Genomic DNA, 17,622 nt, shown 5'->3' with positions numbered 1-17,622 from the left:
TTTTAACGTTTTCAAGCTACTCACCGGCAGCCATCGCTTCTAGCTCCATCCAGCGCTCCATGGCAACTTCTAGCGCCTTCTGCACTTTTTCAAGTGTTTGCAGTTTAGCCGTAACGGCGTCGGCATCCTGCTGATAAAACGCGGGGTCACCGATTTCACTCTCTAACGCCTCTACTTGCTCTTCAAGACGTTCGATTTCGGCGGGCAGTGCATCTAACTCGCGTTGCAAATTATACGAGAGCTTGACGCTTTTCTTGACCGTTGCGGCAGGTGCTTCAGCCACTTTCTTGGGCGCTTCTGAGGTGGGTTCGGTACGCTGACGCGCCGCCCCTTCCCAAGGTGCTGGCGGCAGCTTGCCCCCCTGGCGAATCCAGTCGGTATAGCCCCCCACGTATTCACGTACAACGCCATCGCCTTCAAAGGCGAGCATGCTGGTCACCACGTTGTCCATAAAGGTTCGGTCGTGGGAGACCAGTAGCAGCGTGCCATCGAAATCGAGCAGCAGCTCTTCGAGCAGCTCCAGGGTTTCCATGTCGAGGTCGTTGGTCGGCTCATCGAGCACTAACACGTTAGCTGGCTGAGTGAACAACTTGGCCAGCAGCAGGCGGTTGGACTCGCCACCGGAGAGCGCTTTCACCGGCTGGCGCACCCGCTCGGGGGTGAAAAGAAAGTCCTGTAGATAGCTCATCACATGGCGATCTTTACCGCCCACACTGACACGATCACTGCCTTGGGCAACGTTGTCGTAAACGGTTTTTTCCAGTTCAAGCCCGGCGCGCAGTTGGTCGAAATAAGCCACTTTCAGATTGGTGCCCATCTGCACCTTGCCTTCAGTGGGTTCCAACTCGCCCAGCAGGATTTTCAGCAGGGTTGTCTTGCCCGCACCGTTGCGCCCCAGGAAGCCAATACGGTCACCGCGCAGTACCTCAAGATTGATATCGCGCAGTACCACCTCATCGCCAAACCGTTGGGTGACACCTTGCAGCTCCACAACGCGCTTGCCGGTACGCTCACCGCGATCCACCGTCAGGTTGGCATTGCCTTGACGCTCGCGGCGCTGGCTACGCTCGTTACGCATTGCCTCGAGCGCTCGAACCCGGCCTTCGTTGCGGGTACGCCGTGCTTTAACGCCCTGACGAATCCAGGCTTCTTCCTGGGCAAGTTTTTTATCAAATTCGGCGTTCTCCCGCGCCTCTACTTCAAGCTCGTGCTGCTTACGAGCCTGATACTCTTCGTACTTGCCGGGGTAGCGCCCTAGCTGGCCACGGTCTAGCTCCAGAATATTGGTGGCCAGCTTGGAAAGAAACGCCCTATCGTGAGTAATCAGCAGTACCGCGCCGTTAAACGCCAGCAGTTGCTCTTCCAACCAGGCAATGGTGTCTAAGTCCAAGTGGTTGGTAGGCTCATCAAGCAACAGTAGATCAGGCTCGGCGACCAAGGCACGCGCCAGCGCCACCCGGCGGCGCCAGCCACCGGAGAGCGAGCTCATCTCAGCCGCGGGGGGCAGGCCTAAGCGGGTCAGCACGGTGTCGATACGCTGGTGGAACGACCAGCCATCAATGGCTTCCAGGCGCGTTTGCAGGGTCGCCATGCGATCCATATCGGGGTCGGGATCATTGATCAGATGATCGTACTCGGAGAGTAGCTCACCGGCTTCTGGCAGGCCTTGGGCGACCATGTCGAAAATGGTCAAGCCAGATGACTCGGGTAACTCCTGAGCCAGCACACCGATCTTGAGGCCAGGTGCCCGCCAAATTGAGCCATCATCGGGCAGGATATCCCCCGCTACCAGCTTCAGCAGAGTGGATTTGCCGGTGCCGTTGCGCCCGACCAGCGCCAGCCGCTCGCCTTTTTCAACCGTCAGGTCGGCGCGATTGAGTAGTACATGGGTGCCGTAGGCGAGTTGCAGCTGTTCGAGTCGTAACAGGGTCACGCGGTGTCCTCCTAAATCGTGAGGCGCACAGTGTAACGCATGAGCGGCCCAGGAGGGGGAACCATATAGAGGGGAATCGTAGAGCGGAAACCACCAGCGTGATACCGTTTTGCTAGCAACTACAATATCTCAACCAAAAAACGACTTTTAAAGGCGGGCTGACAGTGACGGTGACCGTCTCGATGCATTTTGTAAATGAGCTGTTTAAAGGCTTACCCAACAGCTCAACATCGCCCACACGCTACCTGGAACGGGCGGGCATTTCGCCCTTTTTACTTTCGGCCCCCCATGGCCGCGTCACGGTTGACCAGTTTGCCGAACTGTATCGTGGGTTGGTGAACGAACTGGACGACGAAACGCCCGGCTTTTTTTCCCGCCCGCTGCGGGGTGGCACCCTGAAGCTGCTGTGTTTAAGCATGCTGGATGCGCCCAATTTGCAGGTAGCACTGCACCGCTATACGCAGTTTTTCCGTATTCTTCTCGACGACTTTGGCTATGCATTTACGCTCGAAGGGGATCTTGCCCGTATGGCCCTGGTGGAACATGCCCCCTTGACGGGCAGCCGCACTCTGATTCATGAGCTGATGCTCAAGCTGTTTCACGGCATCGCGTCGTGGATGATAGCGCGTAAAATACCACCCATTTTAATGGAGTGCGCTTACCCCCAGCCGCCGCACAGCGCTGATTATCTCTACTTTTATCCTGGTACAGTACGCTTTGGGCAGCCGCAAACCGCGATCTATATAGATCGCGGTTTTCTTGATCATCCTATCCGCCAGACCAAGAGACACCTGGGCGCTTTTTTAAAGCGCGCCCCCGCAGACTGGTTCTATGTGTCGTTTGCAGATCGCCTGCTCACCCACCGGGTGCGCGAACACCTCTCACGTCATCTGACTACGTCTGGCACCGTGCATAGCGTAGCCGATGCGCTGCATATGTCTGCTCGCACGCTGGCGCGGCATCTCAAAAGGGAGGGCACCCACTTTCAAGCGGTCAAGGATGAGTACCGCCGCGATGTCGCTATTCAGGCACTCACCTGTAGTGAGAAGCCCCTGGTTAGCATCGCGGAGGCGTTGAGCTTTGAGGATCTTGCCTGCTTTAGTCGTGCCTTTAAAACCTGGACAGGAAATTCGCCCGCCGCGTATCGCAAAGCGCGCACGGCGGGCAACGTTCGCTAGCCAGCCCGATAGGCTATATTTCGGTGCGGATACGTTTCTTATCCAGCTTGCCCACGCTGGTTTTGGGTATCTCATCGACGAAACGAATCATGCTGGGAATCCCCCAGCGATTGAGTTTTCCCTGAGCGACAAACTGCTCTAAAAACGCCTGCACGGCTTCAGTGGTGGGCGGGTTGTTCAGATCGGCGGGGACAGCTAACGCCGCTGGCCGCTCTCCCCATTTATCGTCCGTCACCCCGATCACCGCCACTTCGGCAATGCCTGGACACTGGCTGATATAGCTCTCCAGTTCTAACGACGAGAGCCACTCGCCGCCGGTTTTAATCACGTCTTTTATGCGGTCGCTAATGGTCAGAAAGCCCCGCTCATCAAGCGAGCCCACATCCCCGGTATGCAGCCAGCCGTTGCGCCATAGCTCCTCACTGCGTTTCTCCTCTTTATAGTAGGCCTGGGTCAGCCAGGGTGCTTGAACGCGCACTTCACCAACGCTTTTACCATCATTGGGTAGCGGCTCGCCGTCCGCATCGACCACTTGAAGTTTAACCAATGGTATCGGCAGGCCCGCTTTACAGCGCCAGGGTAGCTGGGTCTCAAAATCAGCGTCGCCGATATCCTGCGGCAGAATATCGGCGGTGAGTAGCGGACAGGTTTCCGACATGCCATAAGCACTACGGGTATCAATCCCCAACGCCCATGCTTTGCTTGCTAGCGACTCGGTTAACGCACTGCCGCCGACCAATACTTTCCAACCGGCGAGGTCGACCTGTTTTGAGGTAATCGCCTCGGCGCTGACCACCATGTTGAGCAGGGTGGGGACGCAGTGGGAGAAGTCGACCTTCTCGCTGACCAGCAGCTTGACCAGCATTTCCGGCTCGTAGCGGCCAGGGTAGACCTGGGTAGCCCCCATCAGCGTGGCAGTATATGGCACACCCCAGGCGTGAACGTGAAACATGGGGGTAATCGGCATGTAGACCTTGTCGCGGTTGAGCAGCTCAAAACCGGGCGCCTGGAAAGCGCTAGACTCGTTCAAGGTATGCAGCACCAACTGGCGGTGGGTAAAGAAAACCCCTTTGGGATTACCCGTGGTACCGGTGGTGTAGAACAGTGTGGCGACGGCGTTTTCATCAAAGGTGGGAAAATCGTAGTGAGTAGGCTGTTGGCTTAATAACGATTCAAACTCGCCCACCAGCGGCAGAGTGGTATCGACTGTTTGCGGGGTCTCCTGACACAGCAGGTAGCCACGTACTTGGGGTAGCTTATCGGCCAGCGGCTCAAGCAGTGGCACAAACTCTTCGTGCACGATGACGAAAACGTCTTCGGCGTGATCCATGGTATAGAGGATTTGCTCCGGAGCCAGGCGCACATTCACCGTGTGGAGTACCGCGCCGATCATCGGAATGGCGAAGAAGCACTCCAGGTAGCGATGGCTATCCCAATCCAGCACCGCCACAACATCACCGGCTTGCACGCCCTGTGATGTCAGCGTATGGGCCAGTTGATGCACCCGCTCACGAAAACGCTCGTAGCTATGGCGGCTCTGATCCCGGTAGACAATCTGATTGTCGCCCGCCATTCGCACGCCTGCCTCCAGCAGGTCGCCAATCATCAAGGCAGGATTTGTCGCAGAGGCCGCGGCGGGTAAAATTTTCGGGGTAACTGAAGGCATAAACACTCCTATAAGCTTGTTCTTGTGGCAATCAAGTCGGATCAGCCGCGCTCGATAAGCAGGGCGATGCCCTGCCCTCCACCAATACACAGCGTTATCAAGCCGTAGCGACCGTTAATACGTTCCAATTCGTGTAGCGCTTTGAGAATCAGAACAGCTCCTGTGGCCCCCACCGGATGCCCCAAGGCAACCGCGCCGCCGTTAGGGTTTAGTTTCTCTAACGGAAAACCTAGCGTGTCGGCCACCGCCATGGCTTGGGCAGCAAAGGCTTCATTGGACTCAATCACATCAATATCATTAATGCTTAGCCCTGCCTGCTGCAGGCAGCGTTTCACAGCAGGAATCGGGCCAAGGCCCATCAGCGTTGGCTCAACGCCTGCTGTTGTGGCAACACGAAGATGCGCCCTGGGCGCTAAGCCCCGCTGTGAGGCTTCATCGGCATGGGCCAGCACCAACGTGGCGGCGCCATCGTTGATACCCGAGGCATTGCCTGCGGTCACCATGCCGTCTTTTTGGAAGGCAGGCTTGAGCCGCGCCAAATCGCTAAGTTGGACACCATCGCGCACGTGTTCATCGCGGGAAAAATGAACCGTTTGCTTACCACGACTGACTTCCACCGCTACGATTTGCTCGTCAAAGCGGCCTTCCGCGATGGCACGCGCCGCTTTTTGATGGCTCTCAAGGGCAAACTGATCCAACTGCTCACGGCTTAGGCCATACTGTTTAGCGATGTTCTCGGCAGTGCAGCCCATATGGCCGCTGCCAAAGGGGTCGCTCAAAATGCCTAGGGTTAAATCCTCAACGTTCACATCCCCCATACGCACGCCGTTGCGCGCTTGAGGAGGCAGCAGATAAGCCCCGCGCGACATCGACTCAGCGCCACCTGCCAGCGCTAAGCGGCTGTCGCCCATAGCAATCTGCTGGGCGGCTGAGACCACCGCCTGTACACCTGAACCACACAGTCGGTTGACGTTGAAGGCCCCCGCTTCTTTCGGCACGCCTGCTTCCAGTGCAATATGACGCGCCAGATAGGCATCCTGGGGGCCGGTGGTAATAATGTGGCCGTATACCGAGTGATCGATATCTCCGCCCCCAACGCCAGCACGGCGCAACGCCTCCTTGGCGGTTATCGCCCCCAACTCAAACGGCGCCTTGGTTGAGAGCGAACCGCCAAAACTTCCGATCGCGGTTCGTGCACCGCCTAAAATCACTACATCATCCAACCGCATGGCTCTCTCCTGTGTTCAAACGCATCGTCTTGTTACGCCACTTTGCCCAGCAGCGAGCGGGCGACAACTTCTTTCATGATCTCTGAGCTGCCGGCATAGATCGTTTGTACTCGGGCATCCAGATAAAAGCGTGAAATGAGATATTCGTGGGTGTAGCCGTAACCGCCAAATAGCTGCAGGCAGCGATCCACCGCTTGACACTGCAGCTCGCTGAGCTGCAGTTTTAAAATCGCTGCATCCGTGCTGCTCATGGTGCCCTGGCGGTACTTTTCGACGCAGTGCTCAAAGTAGGCACGGGCCACGTCCAGCTGGGCTTTTATCTCCGCCAAGGTAAAGCGGGTATTTTGAAAATCCGCCACCCGCTGTCCAAACGCTTGGCGCTGCTGTACGTACTCCAACGTCAGCACCAGCGCTCCCTCCACGGCGCCCAGCGCCTGTGCACCAACGCCCAGGCGTTCACGGGGCAGCTCCTGCATTAGGTAGCGGAACCCGGCGCCCTCCTCTCCCAACAGCGCATCATGGGGCAACTGCATTTGATCAAAGGCAAGCTCGGCGGTATCGCTGGCGTGCTGGCCGATCTTTTTAATCGGTTTCCCCCGCGAAAAGCCGGGTAAGCGGGTGTCGACCAAAAAAAGTGACACGCCCTTTGACCCGGCGGAAGGGTCGGTTTTGGCACACACGATCACCAGGTCGGCAAACTGGCCATTGGTGATAAAGATTTTGCTACCGCTTAACTCCCAGCCATCGTTAGTGCGCTTCGCCCTAGTTCTCATTGACGCAAGATCACTACCCGCATGGGGTTCGGTCATGGCAATGGCCCCAAGCGCATCGCCACGGGCCATGGCAGGTAGCCAACGCTCACATTGAGCCGCTGTCCCCAGATTCTGCAGGTAGGGCATAACGATATTGGCGTGGATATTATAGGCACTGGCAAGGCCACCAAACCCCTGGCGGGAGAGCTCTTCCAGCGCCAGCTGGGTGATGGCGATATCGGCTCCTGAACCACCGTGCTGTTCGTCAAGGTCAATGCCGAGCAGCCCCGCAGCGCCCAATGAATGCCATAGTGAACGGGGTATTTCACCCGCTGCCTCCCACTCATCGTAGTACGGGGCAACCTCCTGGCTTAGGCAGCGTTTGATCATGGCGTGAAACAGGTCGGTCGTTTGCTCGTCCATGCTCACCCCTTGAGGTCTTGACGTAGATGGCGCTTGAGAATTTTGCCTGCGGTACTCTTGGGTAGCGCATCGGCAAAGAGGATGCGCTTAGGTACTTTATAAGGCGCCATCAACGTTTTTGCATGATGGATCAGTTCCTCCTCGCTTGCCTCTTGACCCTCTTTCAGTACCACCACTGCCGTAATGGCTTCAATCCACTTCTCATCCGGCTGGCCGATCACCGCCACTTCGGATACCGCCGGGTGCTTGAATAGCCCCTCCTCTACTTCACGACTAGCCACCAGCACGCCGCCGGTATTGATCACATCCTTGATACGGTCAACAACGTATAAATAGCCCGCTTCATCGAAGTAGCCCACGTCCCCGGAGTGGAACCAACCACCCTGGAAGGCTTCTTCAGTCATCGCCGGTTTATCCCAGTACCCGTTCATAAGCTGAGGTGAGCGGTGGACGATTTCGCCATGCTCGCCGGGTGGGACGTCATTCATATCGAGATCGACGATACGGGTTTCCACCGTCAGAATCGGCCGCCCAGCGGACGCTGGGCGCTCGGCGTGCTCTTCAGGGCGCAGCACGGTCGCCAAGGGAGCAATTTCGCTCTGCCCATAACAGTTATAGAGCCCTACTCCCGGTATACGTTGCTGGAGTTCCTCCAGTACCGGCACCGGCATAATCGAGGCACCGTAATAGGCTTTATTGAGAGCGCCAAGGTCAAAGCGATCAAATTCAGCGTGGCGCAGCAGGCTGATCCAGACCGTGGGCGGGGCAAAAAATGACGCGATCTGGTGATCAGCTATGGCGCTTAAACACAGCTCGGGAAGCGGCGCCTCTAGCAAATAGACGGGCGCACCGAGCAACAGTGCTGGCATGAGAAAGACGTGCATTTGTGCTGAGTGGTAGAGCGGCAGCGCGGCGAGCATGGCGTCGCTGCCTTTGATATCCAGCTCAACCATGCAGGCCATATATTCGGCCATCAGTGCCTGATGGGTCATCATCGCGGCCTTCGGCGCGGCGGTGGTGCCCGAGGTATAGAGCAACTGAGCAAGGCTGGCACCGTCGACCGTCACATTGGGCTCTTCACTATTGGATCCTGACGTAGCATGAGCGAGTACATCAAAGCTTGCTGCATCCTGCCCCTGATCCGCGTGCAGGGTTCCCATCAGAGCTAGATCCAAGCCTTCGGTCGCGACACTCACTTTGTCGGCGAGGCTGATATCGCTGAGCAAACCCGTTGTCCCAGACTGGTCAAGGATATAACGCAGCTCATCGCTGCTTAAGGCAAAATTGATCGGCACATGTACCAAACCCGCTTTAGCAGCGGCTAGCCAGGCGATGACATAGGTATCGGAGTTTTTGCCATATACCGCCAGCCGGTCACCTGGCGAAAGCCCAGCTGCCAGCAAGCCATTGGCTACGCGGTTGGCTGCCTGGTTGAGCGCTTGATAGCGCCATTGGCGCTCGCCAAATACCAGCGCCAGCTGCTGTGAGTATTTTCGAGCGCTGCGGTTTAAAGCAGCCCCGATACTGTTTTGCTGAATAACCGACGTTTCCGGCATGCCAAATCCTCTGAGTTGTTATTAGCAGAGACTTAAGGAGCCTCTGATTAACGTAATGAGCGAAGGCCAGACAAGGCAAAAATCAACGAAAAAGCGGAGTTTACGGGTTGTAAATGAGCATTTTGATCGGACTCGCGCACGAGACGATTTTTAACGCCGTATGGCCGAGCGCAATAGTTAATCAGAGGTTTCTTAACTGTTTACCAACGGGCAGACACTCTCTGAAAGCGGACGGAAGGCCTCTTCTGCAGGGATGGTGCGAATAACATGAAAGAGATCATCCTCATCTTGCGACTCTTCAGGTGTTTTCACTTCTACTAAATACATATCGTGAACCATGCGGCCATCCTCACGGATGTAGCCACCGGTGGCGAAGATGTCGTTGATGGGGGTATCGGCCATTTGCTGACGAACGGTTTGAGTGTCATCAGTACCGGTGGCTTCAATCGCTTCAAGGTAGTGGCGAGTACTGGAGTAGAGACCCGCATGTACCATGGTGGGCATGCTGCCGGTACGCTCACGGAAGCGCTCCGCCCATGCGCGGGTTTCATCGTTTAAATCGTAGTACCATGCTTTGGTGAACTGCAGCCCCTGAGCGTTCTCCAAGCCAATGCTGCGTATATCGGTACTAAACAGCACCATTCCCGCCAGAATCTGCCCTGCCTGGGTAATGCCGAACTCACCTGCTGTCTGCACCGCGTTGATCGTATCGCCACCAGCGTTATTCAGCGCGATGACATCAGCGCCAGAGGCTTGCGCCTGAAGCATAAAGGAGGAGAAGTCACTACTGGGGAAAGGGTGGCGAGCGCTGCCTACGATAGTGCCGCCATTTTCAGTCACTACGCGCGTGACGTCGGCCTCCAGTGCGTGACCAAAAGAGTAGTCAGCGCTTAACAGATACCAATTTTTGTGGCCCTCATCAGTAATCGCCTTTGCCGTACCGTTGGACATCGCCCAGGTGTCATAAACCCAGTGAATATGATTGGGCGAACAGTGCTCGTTGGTAATGCTTGAAGAGACAGCGCCATTGATCAGCCCAAGTTTATCCGCCTCTTCCAGCAGGCTCACCGCCGCCAGAGTGACAGAAGATGCCACCAGCCCGGTGACCATATCGACGTTGCGCTCATCGATCCACTCACGCACGACGCTTGAGCCTACATCCGGGCTATTACGGTCATCGGCGCTAAACACCACAATATTGGCCCCATTGACACTGCCACCCATATCTTCAATCGCCATATGGATAGCGTCTTCGCCCAACGGGCCAATGGGGTCGCGATAAACGCCGGACATATCGGCTAAATAGCCAATACGGATTTCGTTATCAGAGATACCCTCAGCAGCGACGGTAGTTGGCACATAGCAGGCCACCAGAATGGCAGCGGCGAGAGTGGAAGTAGCAAAGCGGTAAGATGCACGATGAGATGAACGATAAGATTGTTGCATAATTATGTGACTCTCTTTTGTTGTTATTAAAGGGTGTTATTGAATCAATCGTAGTGACTTAGCACTTAATAGCTTGCGTTCATCTTAGGCGGTAATAAGCCCTAGCTGTTTACCTATCGAGCCAGATTTTTTGCAATTCGTGCCATTTCCTTGCGCTCACCTTCTTCAATACACCATTAGTCGATGCTCGCGCATGCCGTTACAATGAATGGTGCCTTTGTATAATTGAACGGGAGAGACCTTTGGCCACTGCTGATGCCGATGACTTTTTACCCGAAGCACTACAGTTTCGGCCTAGCGCTCCTTTGGTGGATATCGGCGCTAACTTGACCCATGAAAGCTTCGAGCGTGATCTTGAGGCGGTTATCCAGCGCGCCCAGGCGGCGCAGGTAACGACCATGATCGTTACTGGCACCGACCTTGCCCACGCCAAGCAAGCGGTTGCCCTGGCCAAGCAGTATCCTGGCCTCTACGCCACGGCGGGAGTGCACCCCCATGATGCCAGTCGCTGGGATAAGAACCTTGAACATGCCATGGCGGCCCTGCATGCCATGCCGGAAGTGGTCGCCGTAGGCGAGTGTGGTTTGGATTTTAATCGCAACTTTTCGACGCCCAAGGAGCAGGAGCGTGCCCTTGAAGCGCAGCTGGCTCTCGCAGTAGAAAGCGGTTTGCCGCTGTTTTTACATGAACGAGATGCTGGCCAGCGTATGCGCGAAATCCTGCATGCATGGCGAGACGACATTAGCCACGCGGTGGTGCACTGTTTTACCGCTGACCGCGATACGCTGTTTGGTTATCTCGACCTAGACTTACATATAGGGTTGACGGGTTGGATTTGCGACGAGCGGCGCGGTCATCACCTGCGCCCATTGGTAAGCGATATACCCTTAGAGCGCTTGATGGTAGAAACCGACTGCCCTTATCTGTTACCCCGTAACCTACCGGCGAAATTAAAGGGTCGCCGACACGAACCGGCGTTGCTACCGTGGATTGTCCGCGAGATCGCCCAGTGGCATGGTATTAGCGAAACAGAGCTAGGTGCGGCAACCACACAGACCGCCCAGCGTTTTTTCCGTCTTCCCACGGAATCTTAAAAGGAGTATTAGCGTGGCCGATTATCCAGGGTTTATAGCCATTGAAACAGGCGAAGACGATGGGCTCCCGCTAGCCATTGCCTGGTCGCTCCCCGATGGCCGGGTGAAGCAAACATTGATTCAGCCGGACGATAGCTGGATCAAAGAGGATACCAATGCCATGGGCGCTTACAGCATGGAAGAGCTGGAGAGCTTAGGGGTTAGTCCGCTTGAGGTAATTCGCGAGCTTGAGAACGACCACTTCTCCGCCACGCTGTATACCAGCGACAATGGCGACGACGAAGCGGCACTAGCGCGCCTTTTTGACACCTACGGGCTTGATCCTTTTGTTGAGCTAGCCCCAGCGTCGGTGCTCTACCCTTCACTTACCCCAGGCGAATGGCACCGCCAACGGCGCGAAACGTTCAGCGAGCTGGGTTTAGAGCCGATGCGCCCAGAGCATGAGCTGGAAGTGATGCTATCGATGCATCAGCGCCTGACCGAAGAGGATTAAGCCGGCAGCGCTTTATCCATTTTATCCAACGTGGCATGCGCCTGTGCCACGGCTTCCGCTAGCGTCGCCTGGTCAGAGTAGAAGCGTTTAAGCGCCACCTGGAAGGCGTTTGCGCGGGCTGGAAAGCCCTCCTTCAAGTAGCGCTGGGCACGGGCCTCCACTCGCGCTGCAAATGCCTCTATATCTACCTCTATATCGCCGCCTAGATTGTCCACGCTGACATGAAACACGCGACCACAGGCACGGGCGAAGATAGACTCCAACGCCTGTGGCGCAATCTCAGCCTGCTCAAACGCTTTTTGCTGTTCAGCATCGCGCCCATCAGGGCAGTACCAGTAGCCGTAATCCTCTTGTTGGCGCCGCTGTGCTCCCGCAATACACCAATGGCTGATTTCGTGCAGCGCACTGGCATAGTAACCCCGCGCAAAGATAACCTGATGATAAGGGGTTTCACTGTTAGCGGGCCGATAGAGAGGCTCATCCCCGCCCCGAATCAACCGGGTTTGATACCGCTCAGCAAAAATCCCGTCAAAAAGCGCGGTAATATCCTCGAGCGTCCATCGCTCCTGCCTGTCACTCACATTGACCTCGTTTGATACTGGTTTTGGGGCATTATACCCACACGATTAATACAAGCTAACGGCTAACCCCAAAAGTGAGTCGCTCCTGCTAATATAGCGGCCTTTCACAGCAACTTTTCCCCTTCAGGAGCCAACAAGTGGGCGGCTTTACTCAGCAAATTAAATCGGTTTACTGGCCAGAAACACGAATGTTAATGCACTTGGCACTGCCTATTTGCGGTGCTCAGTTGGCTCAGGCAGGGATGAGTGTCGTCGACGTTATGATGACCGGTCGGCATGACGCCACCTCACTTGCCGCTGTATCGGTGGGCTCGAGCCTGTGGATGCCACTCATGCTATTTATGACGGGCACTTTAATGGGGCTTACCCCAATTGTGGCGCATTTGCTGGGTGGGAAGCGCAATGAGGCTATTCGTCCAGCCGTTCATCAGGCGCTTTGGGTCGCGCTGCTACTAGGCGCTATCGCGGCTGTGCTGCTTTGGTCGGCTATCATGCCGATATTTGAATTAATGAGTGTACCCCCAGCGGTCGCCAGCCAGTCTGCCGCCTATCTGTCAGCCGTCGCCTTTGGCATGCCGGGGATCGCCCTATTTCAGGCGCTTAGAGCGTTTTCAGATGGTATGAATCATACCCGCCCGGCGCTATGGATCAGCTTGGTCGGTTTAAGCGTGAACATTCCTGCCAACTACCTCTTGATCTACGGCGGCGATGGTTTAGTTGATCTATTTGGCGCCTGGGTTCCCACTAGTTTGCAACAGTTACCTGCCTTGGGCGCTTTTGGCTGTGGCATTGCGACGGCGCTCTCCATGTGGACGATGGCACTCGCGATGGCCTACTACACGCGCAGGGGAAGTACTTATAAAAGCGTTGCGATTTGGCAAAAACTGACACCGCCCCAGTGGCTAGGTATACGTGAATTAGTGGTGGTGGGCGTTCCCATTGGCGTAGCCATTTTTGTTGAAGTGACTCTGTTCACACTCATTGCGCTCTTCATTGCCAGCTTTGGTGAAGTCACGGTGGGAGCTCACCAAATAGCGCTAAGTTTCACCTCCATTCTGTTTATGCTGCCCCTGTCGCTGAGTATGGCACTGACCGTACGAGTGGGTAATACGCTGGGTCAGCAGCGCTTAGCACTAGCCCGTAAAGTCGCTTGGAATGGAATTGTCATCAGCGTCATCATTGCCGCTATTAACAGCCTCGTACTGTGGGTTAGCGCCGAGCCGGTAATCGCACTTTACACCTCCAATAGTGAGATACAGGCGCTAGCGCTCTCGATCATTGCTTTAGCCGTTATTTTTCAGCTCTCAGACTCGTTGCAGGTCAATTTAGCGGGTGCTTTACGCGGCTATAAAGATACCCGCATTGTGATGGTGATTACGGTGCTCTCCTACTGGATTGTAGGCTTGGGTGGCGGCCACTGGCTGGGCTCCTATGGAGTGGGTGAGGTCGCCCCGCTAGGTGTTCATGGCTACTGGATTGGGTTGATTGCGGGCTTGAGCACCGCAGCACTGCTACTTGGCTGGCGTTTACAGCGTATTAGCATTCGGGGGTAAGCATGGCTCGATGGAGAAACTTTTCTCTAGCTATCATCCTAAGCGCCCTCCTGTCTGGCTGTGGGGACAACCCCGCTGAGCAGCAGTGGCAGCGTTATCATCAGCAACTCGCCAATGACCTTGCACTATCAAACATTCAAAGAGCTGACCCGGGTAATATTGGCGACTTCCCTGAGCGCCCCGATCGAATTATAGATATCCCCGAAACCCGGGACAGCCTGTTGAATGTATACGCGCTACGCGAATGCCAAATCACGTCGCTAGTCGCTGCACGTAACAATCAACTGGGGCGTGTAGCACCGCCTAGCCAACAGTGGTTATATGAGCGCACTCTATGGCAGCGGCTAAGCACCTGCTTAAATAGCGAAGTTCCCGAGCAGTTAAGCAATGCAGATAGAACGCGCCTAAACCGATTAACCACGACTAAAACGACACAGTTACCCGCGGTAAGCTGGAACGCTATTTTTGATTCCAGCGAGTGGGTTAAAAGCTTCTCACGAGCAAGCCAGCCTTTATCTAACATCGATGAAACTACTATTGCTGGCCAGCTTGAAGCGATCGATTACTTGCAGCAAATGACGGATCACCAGTTTGACCTCGACTGGCAGCAGGACTCTTCAACCCTTGAAAACCATTTGAAAACCCTGCAAGAGCGGCCATTGACCGCTGAGGTGTTGCGCGCCCTGCTACTCGCCACTCAACGCTTAACAGAAGCGAATGCATTGTTAGCTCGGCAGAGTGATACCACACGTTGCTTAAGCCGTTGGGAATCGCCGTCGCTTGAGCGCTTGGAGAACGCTGCCCAGCAATGGCTAACAGCGATCAATCGCTTAATTGACGCACAGCAGGTAGGCAAGCCAATAGCGATTCAACGCTACCAGGAACGCTGGCTTTCGCTGGATAATGCCCAAGCGCCCTGGGGCCAGTTTCAGCAAGCGCTCTCTGAGCATCAAGCGCTGCGAGCTCGCTTTCCAACTTGTTCAGATAATTAAAAAGCGCAGAACCCTTAACCTTATGAGCAAGTTGTGCTATTTGTGGATATGAGAGGCAAATGAATCAGCTTTGCCAATCTGATGACCACGCAGCATAAGGAGGGACACAATGGGCGCATCCTTGTCACCCCGCTCTGCCCAGGTCATCGACCTGGAAACTGTGCGCCAGCGTCAGCAGGCGCAAAAGTGCCTTGTCCGTTTAGCCCCTGAGCTAGATGGCTTAGAGATGGTGTACCAGCTCGCTGCGAGTCCCGACGCCTACTATGGCTTACCTATTTTGGCCTGGGGGTTAAGAGAGGACGGTAGCGTCATCGGTTTGGTGCCGTGGATGGAAAGCCTGGCAGCCTGCCATGATCTGAACAGCCAGGAAAATGGCTACTTCGTAGGTTATCGCGATCCTGAAACGGAAGAAATTTTTGATACGCCACCGGATCACAAATACCACGAGCTAGTTGCGGCGGCTGAATACTTTGATTACGAGGCTTCTGGCGAAGTCACCCTTATTCAGCAAATCCCCGACACTCTGGGCACCCACGCGCTGTGCATGAATCACCCCGATTCACCCTGGCATATGAAGCCCGTTTACGGTTGGCGTCTCTACAGCGACGGTAGCCTTGACGCGCTCCTTGCCGACGAGAACAAAGCGGCGATGACACCGATTTTGTTAGGGGATGAATGCCTGTACAGCGCTCACGCCCGCCATCAGACCGTTTACTTTTTCCAGCGCCATATCGCCAACCGTATCCTGGAAGAAGATCCAGCGACGCTTGATGCGCTAGCCATGATGGTTGTGGCCAGTGATTAATCGAGTGCCTTAATGTCGCTTTGTGAGCGAGGCCAACATCAACGATTTTGATTTGAGCCTCGCATGGCTTTTCGGGCTATTTCGAAGGGCTATTTCGACGGACTATCTCAAAGGTCTATCTCAAAAGGTTATGCTAAACGAATAAAGTAGAGGTAGTTGCTCTCAGAGACGGTGTGCTGCTCTAGCAGCTCGTGCCCTAAAAACTGACAAAACTTGGGCACATCTCGCGTGGTGGCTGGATCTGTGGCAATCACTTTGAGCACTTGGCCTGGGGTCATGTCGCGCACTTTGTTATGCATCAGCATAATCGGCTCTGGGCAGTAGAGTCCTGTGGTGTCCAATACCGCATCAACGTTGGGTAACGTACCCGTATTATCAGCCATCAATATCCTCAATGTAGGAAACAGAAAGTATGATTAAAGTTATCATCGAACGGCGAATTATGCCCGGTCTTGAAGAAGAATTTGAGCAAGCAGCGCGAGAGGCAATGCGTGTTTCTCTAGGCGTAAGGGGCTTTATCAGTGGTGAAACATTGGTAGAACTGGGCCATACCGATCGCCGACTGATGATTACCAAATGGCGTGACCTCCGCGCTTGGAAGGAGTGGCACTCAAGCGAAGCGCGGGCAATGGCCATGCAGCGTATTTTACCGCTGTTAACCGAAGATGAAACTATCCGGATTTACGAGCCAAGCTATTAAACATGGGTTTCACTAGCATTAATCCCTAAGCCTTACATGCACCGTTACCTCTTCCCTATCGTGATAGAGGTGACGGCATGATACGTTGGCATGCACACCCGCTTTTTCCAGCGACTCTTCCAGCGCCGTTAGACAACGTGTCACCTCATCCCAGCGCTTTTTCATGGGCAACTTGAGGTTGAAGATCGCCTCTTTGCACCATTTACGAATCAGCCACCGCTCCACCATGGCTAGCACTCTCACTGGTTTATCAACAATGTCGCAGACCAGCCAGTCTAAGCGCTGTGGTGGCTCCCAGGTAAAGCCATCCTCTTTGAGATGATCAATCTGCCCAGTCTTCATCAACTGTGATTCCATCGGGCCATTATCGATGGCATACACGTACATGCCGCGCTGAATCAACTGCCACGTCCAACCTCCTGGGGCGGCCCCTAAGTCAGCTGCTTGCATATGCGGTGCTAGCCGCACATCCCACTCATCCCTAGGAATAAACTCGTGCCACGCCTCTTCCAACTTCAGCGTTGAGCGGCTAGGCGCACGGGAGGGGAAGCGCAGCCGCCGAATACCATTAATCAAATCACTACGATTGCCTGGGAAGCTCATCGCCAGCTGCACTTGATCACCGTCAGTCCAGAAAATATGTAAACGTCGTGCGCCCGCGCTGCGCCTTAACGCACCACGTTTTTTCAACATACTTTCCAGCGGCTTGGTAAGCGCCTTAATCAGCCCGGCCAGTGCTTTGCCATCGTTGGTATCCGGCGTTTCATGCCAAATCTCTTCAAAGCTCCAACGGCTGGCTTTGACCTGTTCCAAGATAGCGGTAAGACGATCGTCACGTGAAAGAGTGAGCGCAGGTAAAGCCGCTAAGCTCTGGCGCGCAAAAATCAGCTTTTTAAACGCTGCCTGGCGGTGTAAATCATTTACCGCTTCACCATCAACACGCGTTAAGCTTACCCACCCCTCACCATGAGATGACTCACAGGCGATGCCCTGTAATGCTGCGTGATGCTGTAGCTCTGTCAACGCATCACTCTCAAACCCAGGACGGCAGTAAACTAACCATGACGTAGGTACCGTTTCACTCACCACTTCACCTCGATTCCGCCCATCACAAACGGTGATGGCTGGCTAATTAATTGGGGCGCATCATAGCATTTATCTAGCTGAGGCGTGAGGCGTGAGGCGTGAGGCGTGAGGTGTGAGGTGTGAGGTGTGAGGTGT

At 55.1% G+C, this 17,622-nt stretch carries 16 protein-coding genes; 7 read left to right on the top strand and 9 right to left on the bottom strand.

All coding sequences use genetic code 11. The features are described from left to right. Window positions 1-16 precede the first annotated feature (16 nt). Entirely contained in the window at window positions 17-1,933 is a 1,917-nt protein-coding gene (locus HALA3H3_RS18030) for an ATP-binding cassette domain-containing protein (RefSeq protein ID WP_022522961.1), read from the bottom strand. 182 nt (window positions 1,934-2,115) lie between these two features. On the opposite strand from HALA3H3_RS18030, the gene HALA3H3_RS18025 reads away from it, so the two are divergent. Further along, entirely contained in the window at window positions 2,116-3,111 is a 996-nt protein-coding gene (locus HALA3H3_RS18025; RefSeq protein ID WP_053857228.1) for an AraC family transcriptional regulator, read from the top strand. 13 nt (window positions 3,112-3,124) lie between these two features. On the opposite strand, the gene HALA3H3_RS18020 is transcribed toward HALA3H3_RS18025, so the two are convergent. The 5 genes from HALA3H3_RS18020 to HALA3H3_RS18000 form a co-directional block, all read right to left on the bottom strand. Next, window positions 3,125-4,777 carry a fatty acid--CoA ligase gene (locus HALA3H3_RS18020; protein ID WP_022522959.1) on the bottom strand — a complete coding sequence of 551 codons (1,653 nt, stop codon included), beginning with the start codon at window positions 4,775-4,777 and terminating at the stop codon, window positions 3,125-3,127. 41 nt (window positions 4,778-4,818) lie between these two features. Further along, window positions 4,819-6,006 (bottom strand): beta-ketothiolase BktB, encoded by a 1,188-nt coding sequence (gene bktB / locus HALA3H3_RS18015; protein ID WP_022522958.1) that lies wholly within the window; start codon window positions 6,004-6,006, stop codon window positions 4,819-4,821. A 32-nt stretch (window positions 6,007-6,038) separates the two neighbouring features. Further along, window positions 6,039-7,181, bottom strand: coding sequence for an acyl-CoA dehydrogenase family protein (locus HALA3H3_RS18010; protein ID WP_053857036.1), 1,143 nt, complete (start codon window positions 7,179-7,181; stop codon window positions 6,039-6,041). Between the two features lie 2 nt (window positions 7,182-7,183). Then, window positions 7,184-8,737: a fatty acyl-CoA synthetase gene (locus HALA3H3_RS18005; protein ID WP_022522956.1), complete on the bottom strand. Its 1,554-nt coding sequence runs from the start codon at window positions 8,735-8,737 to the stop codon at window positions 7,184-7,186. Window positions 8,738-8,929: 192 nt separating this feature from the next. Continuing rightward, window positions 8,930-10,183: an ABC transporter substrate-binding protein gene (locus HALA3H3_RS18000; RefSeq protein WP_022522955.1), complete on the bottom strand. Its 1,254-nt coding sequence runs from the start codon at window positions 10,181-10,183 to the stop codon at window positions 8,930-8,932. Window positions 10,184-10,425: 242 nt separating this feature from the next. On the opposite strand from HALA3H3_RS18000, the gene HALA3H3_RS17995 reads away from it, so the two are divergent. Then, a complete protein-coding gene (locus HALA3H3_RS17995; RefSeq protein ID WP_022522954.1) occupies window positions 10,426-11,277 on the top strand; it encodes a TatD family hydrolase in 852 nt (283 codons plus the stop codon). Between the two features lie 13 nt (window positions 11,278-11,290). Then, the gene (locus HALA3H3_RS17990; RefSeq protein WP_022522953.1) at window positions 11,291-11,770 is read left to right on the top strand and encodes a hypothetical protein; all 480 of its coding nucleotides are present in this window, start codon (window positions 11,291-11,293) and stop codon (window positions 11,768-11,770) included. On the opposite strand, the gene HALA3H3_RS17985 is transcribed toward HALA3H3_RS17990, so the two are convergent. Then, window positions 11,767-12,351 carry an elongation factor P hydroxylase gene (locus HALA3H3_RS17985; protein WP_022522952.1) on the bottom strand — a complete coding sequence of 195 codons (585 nt, stop codon included), beginning with the start codon at window positions 12,349-12,351 and terminating at the stop codon, window positions 11,767-11,769. The genes HALA3H3_RS17990 and HALA3H3_RS17985 overlap by 4 nt on opposite strands. A gap of 137 nt (window positions 12,352-12,488) precedes the next feature. On the opposite strand from HALA3H3_RS17985, the gene HALA3H3_RS17980 reads away from it, so the two are divergent. The 3 genes from HALA3H3_RS17980 (at window position 12,489) to HALA3H3_RS17970 (ending at window position 15,701) form a co-directional block, all read left to right on the top strand. Further along, complete coding sequence (locus HALA3H3_RS17980) at window positions 12,489-13,904, top strand: MATE family efflux transporter (protein ID WP_022522951.1); 1,416 nt, start codon at window positions 12,489-12,491, stop codon at window positions 13,902-13,904. Window positions 13,905-13,906: 2 nt separating this feature from the next. Next, window positions 13,907-14,896, top strand: a complete 990-nt coding sequence (locus tag HALA3H3_RS17975) for a DUF3080 family protein (protein ID WP_022522950.1) — start codon at window positions 13,907-13,909, stop codon at window positions 14,894-14,896. Between the two features lie 109 nt (window positions 14,897-15,005). Further along, window positions 15,006-15,701: a hypothetical protein gene (locus tag HALA3H3_RS17970; RefSeq protein ID WP_009288633.1), complete on the top strand. Its 696-nt coding sequence runs from the start codon at window positions 15,006-15,008 to the stop codon at window positions 15,699-15,701. 128 nt (window positions 15,702-15,829) lie between these two features. On the opposite strand, the gene tusA is transcribed toward HALA3H3_RS17970, so the two are convergent. After that, window positions 15,830-16,084, bottom strand: a complete 255-nt coding sequence (gene tusA, locus HALA3H3_RS17965; RefSeq protein ID WP_022522949.1) for a sulfurtransferase TusA — start codon at window positions 16,082-16,084, stop codon at window positions 15,830-15,832. Between the two features lie 29 nt (window positions 16,085-16,113). Here tusA and HALA3H3_RS17960 point away from each other — a divergent pair, with 29 nt between their 5' ends. Further along, entirely contained in the window at window positions 16,114-16,401 is a 288-nt protein-coding gene (locus HALA3H3_RS17960) for an antibiotic biosynthesis monooxygenase family protein (RefSeq protein ID WP_022522948.1), read from the top strand. A gap of 18 nt (window positions 16,402-16,419) precedes the next feature. On the opposite strand, the gene rlmM is transcribed toward HALA3H3_RS17960, so the two are convergent. Continuing rightward, window positions 16,420-17,490 (bottom strand): 23S rRNA (cytidine(2498)-2'-O)-methyltransferase RlmM, encoded by a 1,071-nt coding sequence (gene rlmM, locus HALA3H3_RS17955; protein ID WP_027958876.1) that lies wholly within the window; start codon window positions 17,488-17,490, stop codon window positions 16,420-16,422. Window positions 17,491-17,622: the final 132 nt, after the last annotated feature.

The sequence above is a fragment of the Halomonas sp. A3H3 genome (assembly GCF_000982975.1).
Classification (GTDB): domain Bacteria; phylum Pseudomonadota; class Gammaproteobacteria; order Pseudomonadales; family Halomonadaceae; genus Vreelandella; species Vreelandella titanicae.
This window is presented reverse-complemented; position numbering and strand designations above follow the sequence as displayed.

Bases quoted from the DNA above. Each gene is read 5' to 3' on its own strand.
- HALA3H3_RS17960 (WP_022522948.1), top strand. From the start codon at position 16,114: ATGATTAAAGTTATCATCGAACGGCGAATTATGCCCGGTCTTGAAGAA.
- HALA3H3_RS18010 (WP_053857036.1), bottom strand. From the start codon at position 7,181: ATGGACGAGCAAACGACCGACCTGTTTCACGCCATGATCAAACGCTGC.
- HALA3H3_RS17975 (WP_022522950.1), top strand. From the start codon at position 13,907: ATGGCTCGATGGAGAAACTTTTCTCTAGCTATCATCCTAAGCGCCCTC.
- HALA3H3_RS18025 (WP_053857228.1), top strand. From the start codon at position 2,116: ATGCATTTTGTAAATGAGCTGTTTAAAGGCTTACCCAACAGCTCAACA.
- HALA3H3_RS18005 (WP_022522956.1), bottom strand. From the start codon at position 8,737: ATGCCGGAAACGTCGGTTATTCAGCAAAACAGTATCGGGGCTGCTTTA.
- tusA (WP_022522949.1), bottom strand. From the start codon at position 16,084: ATGGCTGATAATACGGGTACGTTACCCAACGTTGATGCGGTATTGGAC.
- HALA3H3_RS17970 (WP_009288633.1), top strand. From the start codon at position 15,006: ATGGGCGCATCCTTGTCACCCCGCTCTGCCCAGGTCATCGACCTGGAA.
- HALA3H3_RS18000 (WP_022522955.1), bottom strand. From the start codon at position 10,183: ATGCAACAATCTTATCGTTCATCTCATCGTGCATCTTACCGCTTTGCT.
- HALA3H3_RS18020 (WP_022522959.1), bottom strand. From the start codon at position 4,777: ATGCCTTCAGTTACCCCGAAAATTTTACCCGCCGCGGCCTCTGCGACA.
- bktB (WP_022522958.1), bottom strand. From the start codon at position 6,006: ATGCGGTTGGATGATGTAGTGATTTTAGGCGGTGCACGAACCGCGATC.